Consider the following 16,159-nt stretch of genomic DNA (forward strand, 5'->3'; position numbering starts at 1 on the left):
TCTGTATCTCAATTGCCAGCGTTGGTACTGGCGTTCCTTACAGGAGGCAAAATGAACTTAAGACGACTGAAGTATTTTGTGAAAATCGTCGATATTGGCAGTCTGACCCAGGCAGCCGAAGTCTTGCATATCGCACAGCCCGCGCTGAGTCAGCAGGTTGCGACCCTGGAAGGTGAACTGGACCAGCAGCTGCTGATTCGTACGAAGCGAGGCGTCACGCCGACGGAAGCAGGGAAAATCCTTTATACCCACGCCCGGACCATTCTGCGCCAGTGCGAGCAGGCGCAGCTGGCGGTCAATAACGTGGGCCATATCCTCAGCGGCCAGGTCTCTATCGGCCTGGCGCCGGGAACGGCGGCGTCCGCCATTACTATGCCGCTGCTGCAAACGGTACGTAACGAACTTCCTGAAGTGATGGTCTATCTGCAGGAAAGCAGCGGAACGATCCTTAACGATAAGCTGCTTAGCGGTCAGCTGGATATGGCGGTGCTGTACGAGCGCTCGCCGGTTGCCGGTATCGTCAGCCAGCCGCTGCTGAAAGAGGACCTGTACCTGGTCGGTACCCGGGATTGCCCGGGGCAAAGCGTTGACCTGACGGCGGTTGCCGAGATGAATCTGTTCCTGCCCCGCGATTACAGCGCGGTGCGGGCGAGGGTGACGGAAGCCTTTACCCTGCGGCGGCTGTCGGCAAAAATCATCGGCGAAATCGAGTCTATTACGACCTTAACCGCGGCGATAGCCAGCGGAATGGGGGCCACCGTGCTGCCGGAATCCGCCGCTCGCTCGCTGTGCAGCGCCGCTAACGGTTGGATGGCGCGTATCAGCACGCCGTCCATGAGCCTGTCGCTATCGTTGAATATGTCTGCCAAGGGAAGCCTGTCGCCGCAGGCGCAGGCGGTGAAGGAAATTTTGCTGTCGCTGGTGAGCCGCCCTTCGCTGGAGAACCGTGAACTGCTGCTGGTGAGTTAATGTATATTCCTGAATGGAATAAGTTGCTGGTTTTTATTATTTGTTAGCAGGGACAACAGACTCTAACAATAGAGCATATGTTATGTCTGATAGCCCGGAGGAAAGGGTGAATTTCCAGCAACTAAAAATAATTCGTGAAGCGGCCCGTCAGGACTATAACCTGACGGAAGTCGCCAATATGCTCTACACATCGCAATCGGGCGTCAGTCGCCATATTCGTGAACTCGAAGAAGAGCTGGGGATCGAAATCTTTATCCGACGCGGCAAGCGTCTGCTGGGGATGACGGAACCGGGTAAAGCGCTGTTATCGATTGCCGAACGCATTCTTAATGAAGCCAGCAACGTCCGCCGTCTTGCGGACCTGTTTACCAACGACGCCTCGGGCGTATTAACCATCGCCACGACGCATACCCAGGCGCGCTATAGCCTGCCGCCGGTGATTAAGGCCTTCCGCGAGCTTTTTGCCGACGTTCGCCTGGAGCTGGTGCAGGGGACGCCGCAGGAGATCGAAGCGCTGCTGCACAACGGAGGCGCCGATATCGGCATCGCCAGCGAGCGGCTGAGCAACGATCCGACGCTGGTGGCCTTTCCCTGGTTCCGCTGGCACCACAGCCTGCTGGTTCCAAAAGATCATCCGCTGGTGCAGGTGACGCCGCTCACCCTGGAAGCCATTTCCCGCTGGCCGCTGATTACCTATCGTCAGGGGATCACCGGACGCTCGCGTATCGATGAAGCCTTCAATCGCAAAGGGCTGATGCCGGATATCGTCCTCAGCGCCCAGGATTCCGACGTCATTAAAACCTACGTTGAGCTTGGCCTCGGGGTAGGGCTGGTCGCCGAACAGTCGGGCGATGCCAGAGAGTCCGACACCTTCACGCGTCTTGAAACCCGCCATCTGTTTGATGCCAATACCGTCTGGCTAGGCTTAAAGCGCGGACAGCTACAGCGTAACTACGTCTGGCGCTTTATCGAGCTGTGCAACGCCGGACTGTCGCTGGATGAAATTAAACGCCAGGCGATGGAGCCGGAAGAGACGGCGATCGATTACCAGATCTAACGGAATACCGGCAGTGGACAAGGGAACGTGGTCCACCGCCGTGAGTCGGTATATAAGATTTCGATAATAAAGCTATAATTCATTCACGATTGTCGCGACTGAGGAAGGGAAATGGTGCGGCGTGTGAAACTGCTTTGCTCTCTGTTATTTATCCTGTCAAGCCAGAGCGTTCTGGCCGTTAGCTACCCGTTGCCGCCGGAAGGAAGCCGCCTTGTGGGTAGCCCGCAAACCATCACCGTCCCGGACGGTAATACGCTCCCGCTGGAGGCGTTTGCCGCGCAGTACGGGCAAGGGCTGAGCAATATGCTCGAAGCCAATCCCGGGGTCGATGTCTATCTGCCGAAGTCGGGTTCGACGCTGATCGTACCGCAGCAGCTTATTTTGCCCGATACGGTGCGTGAGGGGATTGTGGTTAACGTCGCGGAAATGCGCCTTTACTACTATCCGCCGGAGGGGACCACGGTTGAGGTTCTACCGATAGGCATCGGCGAGGCGGGCCGCGAAACGCCGCGCAACTGGGTGACGGCGGTTGAACGTAAGCAGGAGGCGCCAACCTGGACGCCGACGGCGAATACCCGCCGCGAGTATGCCAAAAGGGGAGAAAGCCTGCCCGCATTCGTGCCTGCCGGCCCGGAAAACCCGATGGGGCTGTACGCAATCTATATCGGCAGGCTGTACGCCATTCATGGCACTAATGCCAACTTTGGTATCGGGCTGCGGGTAAGCCAGGGGTGTATCCGCTTGCGTAACGACGATATCAAGTATCTCTTCGATAACGTTCCGGTGGGGACGCGGGTGCAGATTATCGATCGGCCGGTGAAATATACCCTCGAGCCGGACGGCAGCCGCTGGCTTGAGGTTCACGAGCCGCTTTCGCGCAACCGCGCGGAATACGAATCAGACCGAAAAGTGCCGCTGCCTATGACCACGGGGCTGCAGGCGTTTGTGCAAGGAGAGGGCGTTGAGGCTAACCGGGCCAGCGAGGTCATGCTGCGTCGTTCCGGAATGCCGGTGAATATCGGCTACTCAGCGATACCGTCCACGTTCGGCGGCTAGCGTAGGCGAAAGTGAGTTGAGAAAGCAAAAGCCTGCCGGGTTTCCTCCGCGGGCTTTTCTCATTTGGCTTCTCCGACGGAGCGGCCTTCCCTCGCGTCCGGCAAATCGACGGCCTCAGGACGCTCCCGTTCTGCCGATCGGCCCGGAACGGTGGAGATCCGGGTATCGCGGTTATTTACTGCCGGGCTCCGGAGGGTACTCACTGAGTACGACCTGATTGCGTCCCAGCTGTTTGGCCTGATAAAGCGCCCGATCGGCCATCCGAAGAAGCCTTTCCCTGTCGCCATCGCATTCCCGCAGCCCGGCCACGCCCGCGGAGATGGTGATATGTCCTGCACGGGAGAAGGTCGCCCCGGCCATGACTCTGCGGATCCTCTCCGCCATCGTCATAGCTCCGTTAAGCGTCGAGTCGGGGAGCAGTACAATAAACTCTTCCCCGCCGAAGCGGCTGATGATATCCCCATCCCGGCAGGTCTGCTTCAGCAGGTCAGCAATACGAACCAACACGTCATCTCCCGTGTCATGCCCGAACCGATCGTTAATGGTTTTAAAATGATCGATGTCTATGGCAATCACGTACTGATTCTCCGCGTCCCCGACGCGGGCCGACTGTTCATAAAATCCCCGGCGGTTATACAGTCCGGTCAGCGGGTCCGTCATGGCCTCATCGCTCAGCGTGGCGAAGCGGGCCGATACCGAGCGGAAGCTGTTTTCCATCGCGTCCCGCAGCATGTCAGCTTCCTGATACCAGGCCCTGATCGTCGAGAGTTTTTCCGGCGATGTCAGGCCGTCCGTGGCGCGAACTCGTCCCGCAAGCTGCTCCAGCGGACGCGCAATGTAGGAGGATAAAATAGCCACGCCCCCGGCGATAAGAAGAAGGATAGCGAGAACAAACCCTGAGATTTTTTCGACCGTCCGCCATAGCATGCGGGTGACCGTATCGGCGGGGGTTGAAACGAAAATATTCCAGTTAGTTTGGTTAAGGCTGGCATAGCCGACCAGGTTTTTATGGCTTTCATAAAGCCCGGTATAGTTTCCGCTTTTATTCGCCCGCAGTGCGGCCTGGACCTGCGGAGGCAGGGGCAGGAACGAACCCTTTTGGGCCGTATCTCTGCTGAAGATAATCCGGCCATGATTATCGACGACGCTGATGGCGATGTTATCTTCATAGAAATGGAGGCTCAGAATATCGCTCAGCATGCTCTGTTTTTTCAGATAGATGCTGCCCCCTAAATACCCCAGATAGCGGCCATCGGGTGCCAGAACGGGCTGTGAGAGCAGAATCATCTCATTCCCGGCGACCGACGTGAATGGTTCGGAAATCAAGGGCGACCGCGCGGCCAGAGCGAGCTGGTTGGCGCGTGAATGCAGCGTCACTCCCGTAAGCGCCGGCAGGTATGGGGACGTCGAAACCAGTGCTGCCTGAGCGTTGACAACCCCCACAGAGTTAAAGATACCGGACTGAAGGCGAAGGCGATCCACTTCATGCTGGCTGTAAGAGAGGCTACGGATAGACGAAGCGCTCCAGGCTAACTCGCGCTGGGCAAAAGCCAGGTAACGGTCCGTCGTGTCGGCAAGCTTTCGGGCGTAGGCCTGATTGCTGTCAAGGAGTGACGCCTCAATATTGTTCCTTTGGAAAATCAGCATCGTTCCTGACAGAAGGAGTGACGTGAGTACAACGCCTCCGGTTGTGAGCAAAATAAGCAGAGGCCGGAGAAAGGGTTTTTTGCTGAACATCTGTTTACCTGTGATTCAGGCCATCCCGTTAAACTGGCTGCGGGCCGTCCCGTCCCTGGAGGGGTCAAAAATCTTCCGATATGCCTGGCAAAGGTAACAACAAGGCTCTCCTGACCTGAGACCTTGCATCGTCAGGACGCCCGCTTGCGGCGAACCGTATTCATCGCTAAAGGCTGTCGGATAAGACACGCTTAAAGGGGCACCGCACTGGAGTTCGCCCCAGGTTCACTTCATAAAGCGCTGTATATAATACTGCGATATGCGTTGGGACATAAATAAATATGCGGCAATACTCAACGGACCGCGGCTCGTCCACTCAATCAACCGCTGGTTAAAATTTGCACATTCGGCGCCGTGGTCGGCCTCACGCCCTCTGCAGCAATCTGACTCCAGGTTATCCACAGAGTTAAGTAGCCACTTTGTGGACAGACTCAGCGCCGTGCCCGCGGGTTAGCCTGGCGGTTTTGCCGCAGGGGGAAAACGTCCCTGGCCTCAATGAATGCTGGCGCCGCGAGGCCATTCTGAATTTAGTCTGTTGATTTTTATGTATTTATTCTTTTCAGCTATTCAAAGTCAATAAGGTTATTTGTTTTTAATGTGGGTAATGCATAAAAGTGAGGTAACGCAGAAAACAGATTTATCGATGTGATTTTAAGAAGGATATTATTATGCCGGAAGCGGGTGAATTGTATCTCATGCCGAAAAGAGAAAATAACTGGCATTTAAATAATGTCGTCGATGAACTGCGTCGCGTTCGTCAGGCGTGGCGCGATGAACATTCGAAAAATAATTATCGTAATAAACGTAGTTTACCTTCCCGGGCAAGCGTTAATTCAGTCGCCGATACGTTGATAAAAGTGCTTTATCCGATGCGGTTAGGCGACGTCGAATTACGCAAAGAGGGCGAAGATTATTACGTCGGCCATTTGTTAGGCACCGCGCTTGACAGGCTCACCGAAGAAGCGCTTCTGGAACTCTATTATCAGTCGGATGAGCAGGACGAGGAGGGCGCGAGTCAGGCGCTGTCGCAAGAGGCGGTCAGGCGGGTTCAGCAGTTTGCCAACCGTTTGCCGGTCATCCGTCAGCGTCTCGACAGCGATATCCTCGCGGCTTATCAGGGCGATCCCTCCGCGCGCAGCATGGATGAAGTGCTGCTCTGCTATCCGGGAATTCATGCCGTGATCCACTATCGTCTGGCCCACGAGCTGCATCAGCTCGATCTGCCTCTGCTGGCGCGAATTATGTCCGAGAAGGCGCACAGCCAGACCGGAATAGATATTCATCCCGGCGCGCGGATCGATGATGGATTCTTTATCGATCACGGGACCGGCGTGGTGATTGGCGAAACGGCCATCGTCGGTAAACGGGTGCGTATTTATCAGGCCGTCACCCTGGGGGCCAAACGCTTTATTGCCGGTGAAGACGGGCAGTTGCAAAAAAACTACCTTCGCCATCCGATAATAGAAGATGACGTAGTTATTTATGCCGGCGCGACAATATTAGGGCGAATTACCATCGGCGCGCGTTCCAGCATCGGCGGGAATATATGGCTGACCCGCGATGTTCCGCCGGACAGTAATGTGCAGCAGGCCCGAGCGCAACAAAAACATTTCAGCGACGGCGATGGGATTTAATTATTCCAATAATGCAATGGAATGGTCAGTGCAGCACAACAGACAAAAATAACGGCGTGATAATTATTATGAATTTGCTTGAGACGATCGGCGCTACGCCGTTAATAACGTTGCCCTCTTTTGCCGCAGAGTTGCCTGGCGTAACGCTGCTGGCAAAAGCAGAGTATATGAACCCCAGCGGCTCAGTGAAAGACCGCGCGGCGAAAGCCATGGTGCTGGACGGGATTGCGCGGGGTTTATTAACGCCGGGTAAAACGATTATTGATGCGACCAGCGGCAATACCGGCATTGCCTACGCGATGATTGGCGCGGCGCTGGGATATCACGTCCGGCTATATCTGCCGCAGAATACCAGCCCGGAACGCAAACGAATTATTCGTCATTATGGCGCCACGATTGTGGAAACCGATCCGCTTGAAGGTTCCGACGGCGCATATATTGAAGTTCAGGCACAAGTTGCTGCGCATCCGGAACGCTATTTTTATCCCGACCAATATAACAACCCCGTTAATCCGGATACGCATTTCGCGACCACCGGAAAAGAGATCTGGGACCAGAGCGGGCAACAAATCACCCATTTTGTCGCGGGGATGGGCACCTCCGGCAGTTTTGTCGGCACCGCGCGGCGGCTCAAATATGAGAATCCGCAGGTTAAAACGCTCGCCGTGCAGCCCGCTTCGCCGTTCCACGGCATTGAAGGGACCAAGCATATGGGCAGCAGCATTAAACCGGGCATTCTCGACGAAACCCTGTTCGACGACATTATTTCTGTCACCACCGAAGAGGCCTACGCCATCACGCGGCGTCTGGCCCGGCGCGATGGCATTTTTGTCGGCATTTCATCCGGCGCAAACGTAGCCGCCGCCGTGAGGCTGGCCCGCACGCTGCCGGCGGGATCTGTGGTGGTCACGCTGCTGTGTGATGTCGGCTCGCGTTACCTGACTGACTCTTTTTGGAATGAAACCGATGATTGAATTGACCCACAAAATCGCAAAGCAGATTGGCGCTGAAGGGGAAAAGGCCTATCCCAACGAATGCTGCGGCGCGCTCTTTGGCCATTTCTCCGCGCAGGGCGATGCCCGCGTGACGGCGATTTTCCCCATCGTCAATGCCCGCGAATCGGAGGAGCAATACCACCGTTTTGTCATCACCGCCGACGACTCCCTGCGGGCGGAGCGCGCGGCGCTGGCTCAGGGAGTGGACGTGGTCGGCTATTACCATTCGCACCCCGATCATCCGGCTATTCCGTCGGAATTTGACCGCGAGCATGCGCTGCCGTTTTACGCCTACATCATCGTGGCGGTCGCGCAGCGGCAGGCGGGGGCGCTGACCAGCTGGCGGCTGACGCAGGACCGCCAGCGCTTTTTGCAGGAGGACGTGCAAACCGTTCCATGACGTGAATAGCAGGCACAACGCTGCCTGAAACCAGAGCAAAACACGGAGAGATTATCACTATGGCATCGACATTACTGATTCCCACCGCACTACGCGCCTTCACCGACGGCCAGGGGAAAGTGACCCTCGAAGGCCACACCGTAGGTCAGCTGGTCGCGGCGCTGGCGGAGCGTTTCCCGGACATTCAGCAGCATTTGTATGACGACACCGGAGCGCTGCGCAGTTTCATCAATCTGTACGTGGGGGAGAACAACATTAAAACCACCGGCGGGCTTGAGACCCCGGTCAGCGATGGCGCTGAGGTGCTGCTGGTCCCCGCCATTGCAGGCGGCGTCGGGAAGGCGGTATGAGCAGAGCGAGCATTATCCCGGACGACCGCCTGACGGAGCTGACGCATGCGGAGATTGCCCGCTACAGCCGCCATCTGCTGCTGCCGGAAGTCGGGCTTGAAGGGCAAAAGCGTCTGAAGGCAGCCCGCGTGTTGCTTATCGGCACCGGAGGGCTGGGGGCGCCGGTGGCGCTTTACCTGGCCGCTGCCGGGGTCGGTAAGCTGGGGATCGTCGACTTTGATTTTGTCGAAATCTCCAACCTGCAAAGGCAGATCATTCATAGCACCAAAGATATCAACCGGCCCAAAGTGGCCTCGGCGAAAGACAAGATTAAAGCGATCAATCCCGACCTGCAGGTGGAGACCTATAACACCACCCTGAGCAGTAAAAACGCGCTGGAGATTATTCGCGAATACGACCTCGTCGTCGACGGTACGGACAACTATCCAACCCGATATCTGATTAACGATGCCTGCGTTTTGCTGGGTAAGCCGCTGGTCTACGGCTCCATTTTCCAGTTCGAAGGGCAGGCCAGCGTCTTTTATGCCGGGGAAGGGCCGTGTTACCGGTGTCTGTATCCCGAGCCTCCGCCGCCGGGGCTGGTGCCCTCCTGTGCCGAAGGCGGCGTTGTCGGCGTGTTGCCGGGGATTATCGGCACCATTCAGGCGGCGGAAGCGATCAAGCTGATCGTCGGCGGCAGCGAGAGCCTGATTGGCCGCCTGCTGCTCTTCGATGTGTGGCAGATGAAGCAGCGTGAGCTGCGGCTGGCGAGAGATCCCGGCTGCCCGGTATGCGGTGAGCACCCGTCGATTCATGAGCTGATCGACTACGAAGAGTTTTGTGGACTGAAACCCGATGAGGCGGAGGTGCCGGTTGAAAGCGTCACGGCCCAGGAGCTGCACGCCTGGATAGAGGAGGGTAAACCCCTGCAGCTGATCGACATTCGTGAACCCCACGAACGGGCGATTGCTAAATTTCCGCAGGCAAAAGTGATGCCGCTGGGCCAGATAGTCAGGCGTATCGGTGAATTCGACCCGACGGTCGATGCGGTGTTTCTCTGCAAGATCGGGCAGCGCAGTATTTTCGCAATTCGGGCACTACAGCGCGCGGGCTATCAGGGCCGCGTGATGAATTTAAAAGATGGCCTAAACGCCTGGGCGCGGGATGTGGATACCCGTTTGCCGCAGTACTAACCTTCAGCTCCACTATTTCAAACACTAAGGAATCATCATGGCAGAACAAAAAGGCATTAATGCACTGGGGCGTGAAGCCGCGTATCAGTTAGCGAACGTGACCAAAACGGCTCCGCAATTTGCGGCGATTACCCCGCGCTGGGTCAGCCGTTTTCTCGACTATAAAGGCCTGGAATCGGGGATTTATCGGGTGAACAAGGTCGTGGAGGGTGATACGCCGCTGGACGTATTATGCAGCCAGGACCCGACGCGCGTTGAAATACCGCAGGGCTACATCGAGTATCAGACCACGCCGCGTGAATACCAGCTCGATTCCATTGCGACCATTATTAACGTGGACACCAAAATCGCCGATCTCTACAGCTCGCCGTACGACCAGGCGTCAGAGCAGATTGCGCTGGCGATTGAAAGCCTGCGCGAGCGCCAGGAGAGTCAGCTGATCAATAACGATGAATATGGATTGCTGAAAAATATCGATGACTCGCAGCGTATTCAGACCCGCAATGGCCGTCCGACGCCGGATGACCTGGATGAGCTGCTGTCAAAAGTCTGGAAGGAGCCGTCCTTCTTCCTGGCCCATCCGCGTGCGATTGCCGCATTTCAGCGTGAAGCCACGCGACGCGGCGTGCCGCCGGTCACCGTGAATTTGCACGGGGGCACTTTTATCCTGTGGCGCGGTATTCCGCTGATCCCTTCCGATAAGCTGTTTGTTGATGGTTTGAAAAACCCGAAAGGCCAGAGCGGGAAAACCAATATCCTGCTGATTCGCTCCGGTGAAAGCAAACGCGGCGTGCTGGGGCTTTATCAGGAAGGGCTGCCAAACGAACAGTCTCGCGGATTGTCGGTGCGCTTCCGGGGGATCGACGATAACGGCGTGGCATCCTATTTACTCTCACTTTATTGCTCCGCTGCGATCCTGGCCGATGACGCCATTGCCGTGCTGGAAGACGTTGAAGTGGGTGAATATTATGACTACGAGTAATTTATTCACGCTTCCCCACGCGCCCGGCGGATGGCCGGGCGAGGCGGGTGACGCTCCCTCCGCGCGGGATTACGGACTGCCCGACGCGCGGGATCTGAAAGGGCTGCTGGGCGACACGCCAGCACGCCCTCGGTCCGCCGAGGCCGCGTACGCGCCGCGGGTGGTGCCGCTGGGGCAGGAGAGCCGGGGGGATATCGCGCCTCGCGGATTCGCGGCGCGACCTTCTGTTGGCGCAAAGCCGGCGCCGCCGGCGCGTGTCGGGCAGATCCCGGTTGAACGGATCCGCGCTGATTTTCCGATCCTTGCCGAACAGGTGGACGGTCATCCTCTGGTCTGGCTGGACAATGCCGCGACGACCCAGCGCCCGAAGCAGGTTATCGATCGCATCAGCCACTATTATTTGCACGAAAACTCGAACGTTCATCGGGCGGCGCATACCCTTGCCGCACGTTCCACCGATGCTTATGAAGCCGCGCGTGACAAAGTGGCGCGGTTTATCGGCGCGCGCGGCCCGGAGAATATCATCTTCGTGCGCGGCACCACGGAAGGGCTCAACCTGATTGCGCACAGCTACGTGAAGCCGCTGTTACGGCCGGGGGATGAAATTATCCTCACGTTGCTCGAGCATCACGCCAACATTGTGCCGTGGCAGCTCATTGCGCAGGAGACGGGAGCGGTGATCCGCGTCGCGCCGGTTGATGAGCACGGGCAGCTGATCGTTGAGGAATATGTCCGTTTGTTCAATGACAAGACCCGTTTTGTGTCCGCTACCCACGTTTCCAACGCGCTGGGTACCGTCACGCCGGTTCAGGAGTTGGTGCAAATCGCCCATCGTTTTGGCGTGCGCATCGCCATCGACGGCGCGCAGTCTATTTCGCATATCCCGACCAACGTCACGGCGCTGGATGCCGATTTCTTCGTCTTCTCCGGGCATAAAATTTTTGGACCGACCGGGATCGGCGTCGTATATGGCAAGCAGGAGGTGCTGGAAGAGGCGCGCCCGTATCAGGGCGGCGGGAATATGATTGCCGACGTAACTTTTGAACTGACGCGCTATCAACCCTCGCCGAATAAGTTTGAGGCGGGCACGGGCAATATTGCCGATGCCGTCGGGCTGGGGGCGGCTATCGATTATGTCACCTCGCTGGGGATAGAAAATATTGCGCAGTACGAGCACGCCTTGCTGGAGTATGGGATCGAGAAGCTGTCGGCTATTCCGGGCCTGACGCTGGTCGGCACCGCGGCGAACAAAACCAGCGTCTTATCTTTCGTGCTGGCGGGTCATGAAAATGAAGCCGTGGGGCGCTATCTGAGTCAGGTCGGCATTGCCGTGCGATCCGGACATCACTGCGCGCAACCGATTCTGCGCCATTTTGGTTATGAAAGTACCGTCCGGCCGTCGCTGGCTTTCTATAACACGCCGCAGGAAATTGATTTTCTCGCAGAGCATGTCGCCCGGTTTGCTTCGCGGTAGCGAGGTCCGGCCCGGTCAGCGGTGTCAACCACGTAACGGGTGGACAACCGCGTCAATCACCTAAGCCCGCCGGTTTTCCGCGCGGGCTTTTCTCATAAAGCATCCTTGCCTGGAGGCTGGATCTCATGTGCAGCAGGACGGCGCAAGGTACCGTTTGGCAGCAAAACTGGCGGACTCCCGTATTCGCTACCGTGGCTCTCGCCGGGCGATTAAGGGAGCGATTTCACAGGACCTGGCTGTTGAGATAGCTGGCGCTAACGCTGCATCCCCCAGCGCTTAATCGTGATCTTTTCCAGACTGGCGAATACGATGCCTTCCACCAGGAGGCCAATCGCGATGACCGTTAGCAACCCGGCAAAGACCCGGTCGGTGAAGAGCTCATTGCGATTCTGGAAAATATACCAGCCAAGACCGCCCTCGCCGCTGGAGGCGCCAAATACCAGCTCGGCGGCAATCAGCGTTCTCCAGGCGAAAGCCCAGCCGATCTTCAGGCCGGCAAGGATTGCCGGCAACGATGCCGGAATAAGAATCGTAATTACATAGCGTGGCCCACGGAGGCCATAGTTGCGTCCCGCCATGCGTAGCGTTTCCGGAACGCTGCTAAAACCGGACCAGGTATTCAGCGCGATTGGCCACATCACCGAGTGTATCAGTACAAATATCAGGCTGACATTCCCCAGACCAAACCACAGCAGGGCCAGCGGCAGCAGAGCAATTGCAGGCAGAGGATTCAGCATCGCGGTTAATGTGCTCAGCAGATCGCGGCCAAACTGGGTGGTCACTGCCAGCGCGCTGGCAATGAGCGCCAGCGCGCTGCCTGCCAGATACCCTTTCAACAGGGTGCTGAGGGAGTTGGCGATTTTTTCCGGCAATTCGCCATTGCGCATGTCTTCGCTAAACGCCTGCAGGGTCTGAAGTACTCCGGGTAACATCAGATCGTTTTGCTGTACCCGCGCGGCGATCTCCCATAGCGCGAGGACAAGGGCCACAATCAGACACTTGCGCAGCCATGTTTGATTCCACAGGCGCTGGCTTAAGGGGAGCGGCGTTTCCACCGGCAGATCTCGCAGCGGCGGTAATTCACGTTCGAATTCAGGACGAATGTACGGTGACTGGGACATACTCTGGCTCCTCGCCGGATGAGTGAGACGAACTGCTGCCGGTTGTCGGGAATAACAGGTGGTGAATATGACGAGCCGCATGCTGGAACGCCTCGCTGCCGAAGTCATTAAGCGTGAACTGATGACAGTTAAGCTCCGCCCTGACGCGCCCTGGATGCGGCGAAAGCACCAGGATACGGTTGCCCAGCACCAGCGCCTCCTCAATCGAGTGGGTGACGAACAGCAGGGTAAAGCGCTCCTCTTCCCACAGCGCCAGCAGCTCCTCCTGCATAGTGCGGCGGGTCAGCGCATCCAGCGCCGCAAAGGGCTCGTCCATCAGCAGGATTCGCGGTTTCATCGCCAGCGCGCGCGCGATGGCGACGCGTTGCTTCATTCCGCCGGAGAGGGTATGGGGCATAGCTTCGGCAAATTCCGCCAGCCCAACTTTGTGCAGGAAATGCAGCGCCGTCTCTTTTGCTTGCGCGCGGTTGGCTTTCCGGCTGGCCAGCAGAGGAAACATGACGTTTTCCAGCACGGTTTTCCACGGCGGCAGTTGGTCGAACTCCTGGAAAACCATCATCCGCTCCGGGCCGGGGGCGCTAACCGGGGTCCCCGCAAGAGAAATTTGACCGCTGCGCGGGGTGAGAAAACCGCCTGTGGCTTTTAACAGGCTCGATTTCCCGCAGCCTGACGGGCCAAGTAGAATAAAGCGGTCGCCGGGCCAGACATCAAAACTGACATCATGCGTCGCGCGTATTTGCCGTTCGCGGGTGCGGTATTCGATATCGACATTGCTGACCTGCAGCAGCGGGCCGTTGATTTGCTGAGTTGCCACTAGAGCCTCCGGTGTCGCGGTTTAACTGCCAGGTTTTTCCCATGCTTCGTCGAAGAAATAATCTTTCCACGAATCGGCTTTATTTTTCAGTACGCCAAGCTCATGAAGTTTTTCCGCATATACGCCGGTACGCTCAGGGGAAACCGTAAAGCTGATTTCAGGGTCGTTAACGATTTTTTGCACCAGCGGTAAGGGCAGTCGTGATTTCTCGACGCGAATATACGTTTCAGCCGCCGCATTTTTATCACGGTTAATGATATTCGCGGCTTCGCTAAGTGCGCGATAAAACGCTTTATAGGTTTTTGGGTTTTCGTCATGGAATTTCTGGGTAGTGTAGAGAACGTTAAAGGTTGCCTGTCCCCCCAGCACATCATAGGAGCTGAGTATCTTATGAATATTGCTGTGCTCCAGCGCCTGATACTGGAACGGCGGGCTGGAAAAATGGGTGTTAATTTCCGAACCACCGGCAATTAATGCCGCGCTGGCATCCGGATGCGGTAAGCTGACGCTAATTTTATCGAAGCGTTTGAACTCTTTGTCGCCATATAGTTTTGCGGTCTCGATTTGTAATGTCCGCGACTGGAAACCGACCCCAGCCGCCGGAACGGCAATACGGTCTTTATCCGTCAAATCTTTGATGCTTTTTATCGCCGGATTATTACTCAATAAGTAATTGGGCATCGATCCCAGCGAGGCTATTGCTTTCACATTTTGTTTACCTTTGGTGCGATCCCAGAGGGTGAGTAGCGGGGGGACGCCCGCCGATGCAACGTCCAGAGCCCCGGAGAGCAGGGCCTCGTTCATCCCGGTCGCGCCTGAGATGGTGCGCCACTCGACCTTGATATCCAGCCCCTCTTTTTGCCCCTCTTTTTCGATAAGCTGCTGGTCTCGTACCACATCAAGAATTAAATAACCGATGCCAAATTGCTGCGCGATACTAATATTCCCTTCGGCGAATGCCGGCTGGCTGACTCCGCCAAGAACAGAAAATGCCAGCGTCCAGGCTAATACCCCGTTAATTTTACTCATCTCTTCTCCCCGGAAAGGTGCTTTTCAGCAAAAAATCATGGGCAGAGGCGGGAGGGAAAGGAAATGATTTAAATGGCTATGAATATCAGGAAAACGAATAACGATATTTGGCACTTATTATTCGATAAATGGAAAAGCTTAGCCATTATTCGTGTTTATGTAACAAAAACATCTTTGCTATAGTCGGCCCACTCTTTAATAGCCCTTTGTATTGTGCGGGCAACGGCCGTGAGTAGAACCATGCCTCTATTTTCACATCATCACTTACGTTCGCTTTTACAACGGCATCTGGAACGGGTTGGCACTGGATCTGATATCGCCAAAAAGGTGGCAGATAACCTGGTCGAGTCCTCATTAAAAGGCCACGATTCCCACGGGGTGACCCTCTTGCCACGCTATATTCGGGCAATTCTGGCGGGAGATTTGAACCCCGGCGCCACGCTGACCACCTTATCTGATGCCGGACCGATTGTCTCTTTTGATGGCGGTCATGGCTTCGGCCAGGCGTTGGGCGAGCAGGCTATGGCCGCCGGTATTGAGCGCGTGCGCCAGTTTGGAGTGGCAATTATTGGCTTGTCTAATACCCACCATCTTGGGCGGATTGGCGCCTGGGCAGAGCAGGCGGCGAGCGCCGGGCTGGTCTCGATCCATTTTGCCAACGTGGCGGCGCCGGCGGTGGTCCTGCCGTTCGATGGACTGCGCCCCAGGCTTGGCACAAACCCTTTTTGCGTGGGGGTTCCGCTTCGCAACTCCCCCCCGGTTATCCTTGACTTCGCTACCAGCGCCATTGCGGGGAATAAGGCGCGTATCGCATGGAGCGAAGGGCGCGCTATCCCGGAAGGGTGCGCGGTAGATGCGAACGGACAGCCCACGACCGACCCTGCCGTATTAATGACTGAGCCGGCTGGCGCCTTGCTGCCTTTTGGCGGCCATAAAGGCGCGGGACTGTCGCTGATTTGCAGCTTGCTCGGCGCGGCGCTGACCGGCGGCGAGACCGAAAGCCGGCAGATCCCGCCACGTGCAGGGATCATTAACAATATGCTGTCGATTTTATTTGACCCTGCGCGATTGGGCGCGGAGGAAAGCTACCCCCAGGCGTTATTAGCGCAGGTTGACTGGGTACGCTGCGGGCAGGAAGGGCGCGATGTGCAGATCCCTGGAGAACCGGAATTGCGCGCTTATCACCGGCGTCAGGAAGAGGGGATCTGGATTGATGAGGTGAGCTGGCAGGCGTTTGTCGCCCTTGAGGAATTAAACACCGGAGGTTGCCTGCACGCCCAATAATTATTTTAGTTATCTGTTTTCCCGGATCGACATTATGGTCTGCTAAGCAGCTGTGGCGAATAAATAAAGTGACCACTTTTTTTAT

General features: G+C 56.7%; 15 protein-coding genes. 11 read left to right on the forward strand and 4 right to left on the reverse strand.

The window, feature by feature from the left end:
• The first annotated feature begins 51 nt into the window (after positions 1-51).
• The 3 genes from nac to ldtA all read left to right on the forward strand — a co-directional run bounded on the left by nac (position 52) and on the right by ldtA (position 3,082).
• Complete coding sequence (gene nac / locus NWP14_RS00365) at positions 52-969, forward strand: nitrogen assimilation transcriptional regulator NAC (RefSeq protein WP_041146297.1); 918 nt, start codon at positions 52-54, stop codon at positions 967-969.
• 106 nt (positions 970-1,075) lie between these two features.
• Positions 1,076-2,026, forward strand: coding sequence for an HTH-type transcriptional regulator Cbl (gene cbl / locus NWP14_RS00370; RefSeq protein WP_095101385.1), 951 nt, complete (start codon positions 1,076-1,078; stop codon positions 2,024-2,026).
• A 114-nt stretch (positions 2,027-2,140) separates the two neighbouring features.
• The gene (gene ldtA, locus NWP14_RS00375; RefSeq protein ID WP_189339880.1) at positions 2,141-3,082 is read left to right on the forward strand and encodes a L,D-transpeptidase; all 942 of its coding nucleotides are present in this window, start codon (positions 2,141-2,143) and stop codon (positions 3,080-3,082) included.
• A 171-nt stretch (positions 3,083-3,253) separates the two neighbouring features.
• On the opposite strand, the gene NWP14_RS00380 is transcribed toward ldtA, so the two are convergent.
• Entirely contained in the window at positions 3,254-4,819 is a 1,566-nt protein-coding gene (locus NWP14_RS00380; RefSeq protein ID WP_095101279.1) for a sensor domain-containing diguanylate cyclase, read from the reverse strand.
• 695 nt (positions 4,820-5,514) lie between these two features.
• Between NWP14_RS00380 and epsC the strand changes: the two genes are divergently transcribed.
• The 7 genes from epsC to NWP14_RS00415 all read left to right on the forward strand — a co-directional run bounded on the left by epsC (position 5,515) and on the right by NWP14_RS00415 (position 11,826).
• The gene (epsC, locus tag NWP14_RS00385) at positions 5,515-6,453 is read left to right on the forward strand and encodes a serine O-acetyltransferase EpsC (RefSeq protein WP_370525562.1); all 939 of its coding nucleotides are present in this window, start codon (positions 5,515-5,517) and stop codon (positions 6,451-6,453) included.
• A gap of 68 nt (positions 6,454-6,521) precedes the next feature.
• Positions 6,522-7,427, forward strand: coding sequence for a PLP-dependent cysteine synthase family protein (locus NWP14_RS00390; protein ID WP_095101387.1), 906 nt, complete (start codon positions 6,522-6,524; stop codon positions 7,425-7,427).
• A complete protein-coding gene (locus NWP14_RS00395; RefSeq protein WP_346431152.1) occupies positions 7,420-7,848 on the forward strand; it encodes a M67 family metallopeptidase in 429 nt (142 codons plus the stop codon). The genes NWP14_RS00390 and NWP14_RS00395 overlap by 8 nt, the downstream gene beginning before the upstream one ends.
• Before the next feature lie 59 nt (positions 7,849-7,907).
• The gene (locus tag NWP14_RS00400) at positions 7,908-8,198 is read left to right on the forward strand and encodes a MoaD/ThiS family protein (protein WP_095101285.1); all 291 of its coding nucleotides are present in this window, start codon (positions 7,908-7,910) and stop codon (positions 8,196-8,198) included.
• Positions 8,195-9,370, forward strand: a complete 1,176-nt coding sequence (gene moeB / locus NWP14_RS00405; RefSeq protein WP_095101287.1) for a molybdopterin-synthase adenylyltransferase MoeB — start codon at positions 8,195-8,197, stop codon at positions 9,368-9,370. The genes NWP14_RS00400 and moeB overlap by 4 nt, the downstream gene beginning before the upstream one ends.
• 37 nt (positions 9,371-9,407) lie before the next feature.
• Positions 9,408-10,352, forward strand: a complete 945-nt coding sequence (locus tag NWP14_RS00410) for a family 2A encapsulin nanocompartment shell protein (protein WP_095101289.1) — start codon at positions 9,408-9,410, stop codon at positions 10,350-10,352.
• A complete protein-coding gene (locus NWP14_RS00415; RefSeq protein ID WP_375214563.1) occupies positions 10,339-11,826 on the forward strand; it encodes a SufS family cysteine desulfurase in 1,488 nt (495 codons plus the stop codon). Before NWP14_RS00410 ends, NWP14_RS00415 begins: the two co-directional genes overlap by 14 nt.
• A 254-nt stretch (positions 11,827-12,080) precedes the next feature.
• Here NWP14_RS00415 and NWP14_RS00420 read toward each other — a convergent pair whose 3' ends face one another.
• From NWP14_RS00420 to NWP14_RS00430, 3 genes are read right to left on the reverse strand one after another with little or no spacing between them, the layout of a single operon-like run.
• Entirely contained in the window at positions 12,081-12,947 is an 867-nt protein-coding gene (locus tag NWP14_RS00420; RefSeq protein ID WP_095101293.1) for an ABC transporter permease, read from the reverse strand.
• Positions 12,919-13,761, reverse strand: a complete 843-nt coding sequence (locus NWP14_RS00425) for an ABC transporter ATP-binding protein (protein ID WP_095101295.1) — start codon at positions 13,759-13,761, stop codon at positions 12,919-12,921. Before NWP14_RS00425 ends, NWP14_RS00420 begins: the two co-directional genes overlap by 29 nt.
• Before the next feature lie 21 nt (positions 13,762-13,782).
• Positions 13,783-14,790, reverse strand: coding sequence for an ABC transporter substrate-binding protein (locus NWP14_RS00430; protein ID WP_095101297.1), 1,008 nt, complete (start codon positions 14,788-14,790; stop codon positions 13,783-13,785).
• Between the two features lie 240 nt (positions 14,791-15,030).
• Between NWP14_RS00430 and NWP14_RS00435 the strand changes: the two genes are divergently transcribed.
• Positions 15,031-16,074: a malate/lactate/ureidoglycolate dehydrogenase gene (locus NWP14_RS00435; RefSeq protein WP_095101299.1), complete on the forward strand. Its 1,044-nt coding sequence runs from the start codon at positions 15,031-15,033 to the stop codon at positions 16,072-16,074.
• Positions 16,075-16,159: the final 85 nt, after the last annotated feature.

The sequence above is a fragment of the Klebsiella sp. C349492 genome, from assembly GCF_042055345.1.
Lineage (GTDB): Bacteria > Pseudomonadota > Gammaproteobacteria > Enterobacterales > Enterobacteriaceae > Klebsiella > Klebsiella scottii.

What these genes read in the sequence shown, in the direction of transcription:
- NWP14_RS00415 (WP_375214563.1), top strand. Translation starts at nt 10,339, where the DNA reads ATGACTACGAGTAATTTATTCACGCTTCCCCACGCGCCCGGCGGATGG.
- NWP14_RS00380 (WP_095101279.1), bottom strand. Translation starts at nt 4,819, where the DNA reads ATGTTCAGCAAAAAACCCTTTCTCCGGCCTCTGCTTATTTTGCTCACA.
- NWP14_RS00390 (WP_095101387.1), top strand. Translation starts at nt 6,522, where the DNA reads ATGAATTTGCTTGAGACGATCGGCGCTACGCCGTTAATAACGTTGCCC.
- moeB (WP_095101287.1), top strand. Translation starts at nt 8,195, where the DNA reads ATGAGCAGAGCGAGCATTATCCCGGACGACCGCCTGACGGAGCTGACG.
- NWP14_RS00410 (WP_095101289.1), top strand. Translation starts at nt 9,408, where the DNA reads ATGGCAGAACAAAAAGGCATTAATGCACTGGGGCGTGAAGCCGCGTAT.
- epsC (WP_370525562.1), top strand. Translation starts at nt 5,515, where the DNA reads ATGCCGAAAAGAGAAAATAACTGGCATTTAAATAATGTCGTCGATGAA.
- nac (WP_041146297.1), top strand. Translation starts at nt 52, where the DNA reads ATGAACTTAAGACGACTGAAGTATTTTGTGAAAATCGTCGATATTGGC.
- NWP14_RS00420 (WP_095101293.1), bottom strand. Translation starts at nt 12,947, where the DNA reads ATGTCCCAGTCACCGTACATTCGTCCTGAATTCGAACGTGAATTACCG.
- NWP14_RS00395 (WP_346431152.1), top strand. Translation starts at nt 7,420, where the DNA reads ATGATTGAATTGACCCACAAAATCGCAAAGCAGATTGGCGCTGAAGGG.
- NWP14_RS00400 (WP_095101285.1), top strand. Translation starts at nt 7,908, where the DNA reads ATGGCATCGACATTACTGATTCCCACCGCACTACGCGCCTTCACCGAC.
- NWP14_RS00435 (WP_095101299.1), top strand. Translation starts at nt 15,031, where the DNA reads ATGCCTCTATTTTCACATCATCACTTACGTTCGCTTTTACAACGGCAT.
- NWP14_RS00430 (WP_095101297.1), bottom strand. Translation starts at nt 14,790, where the DNA reads ATGAGTAAAATTAACGGGGTATTAGCCTGGACGCTGGCATTTTCTGTT.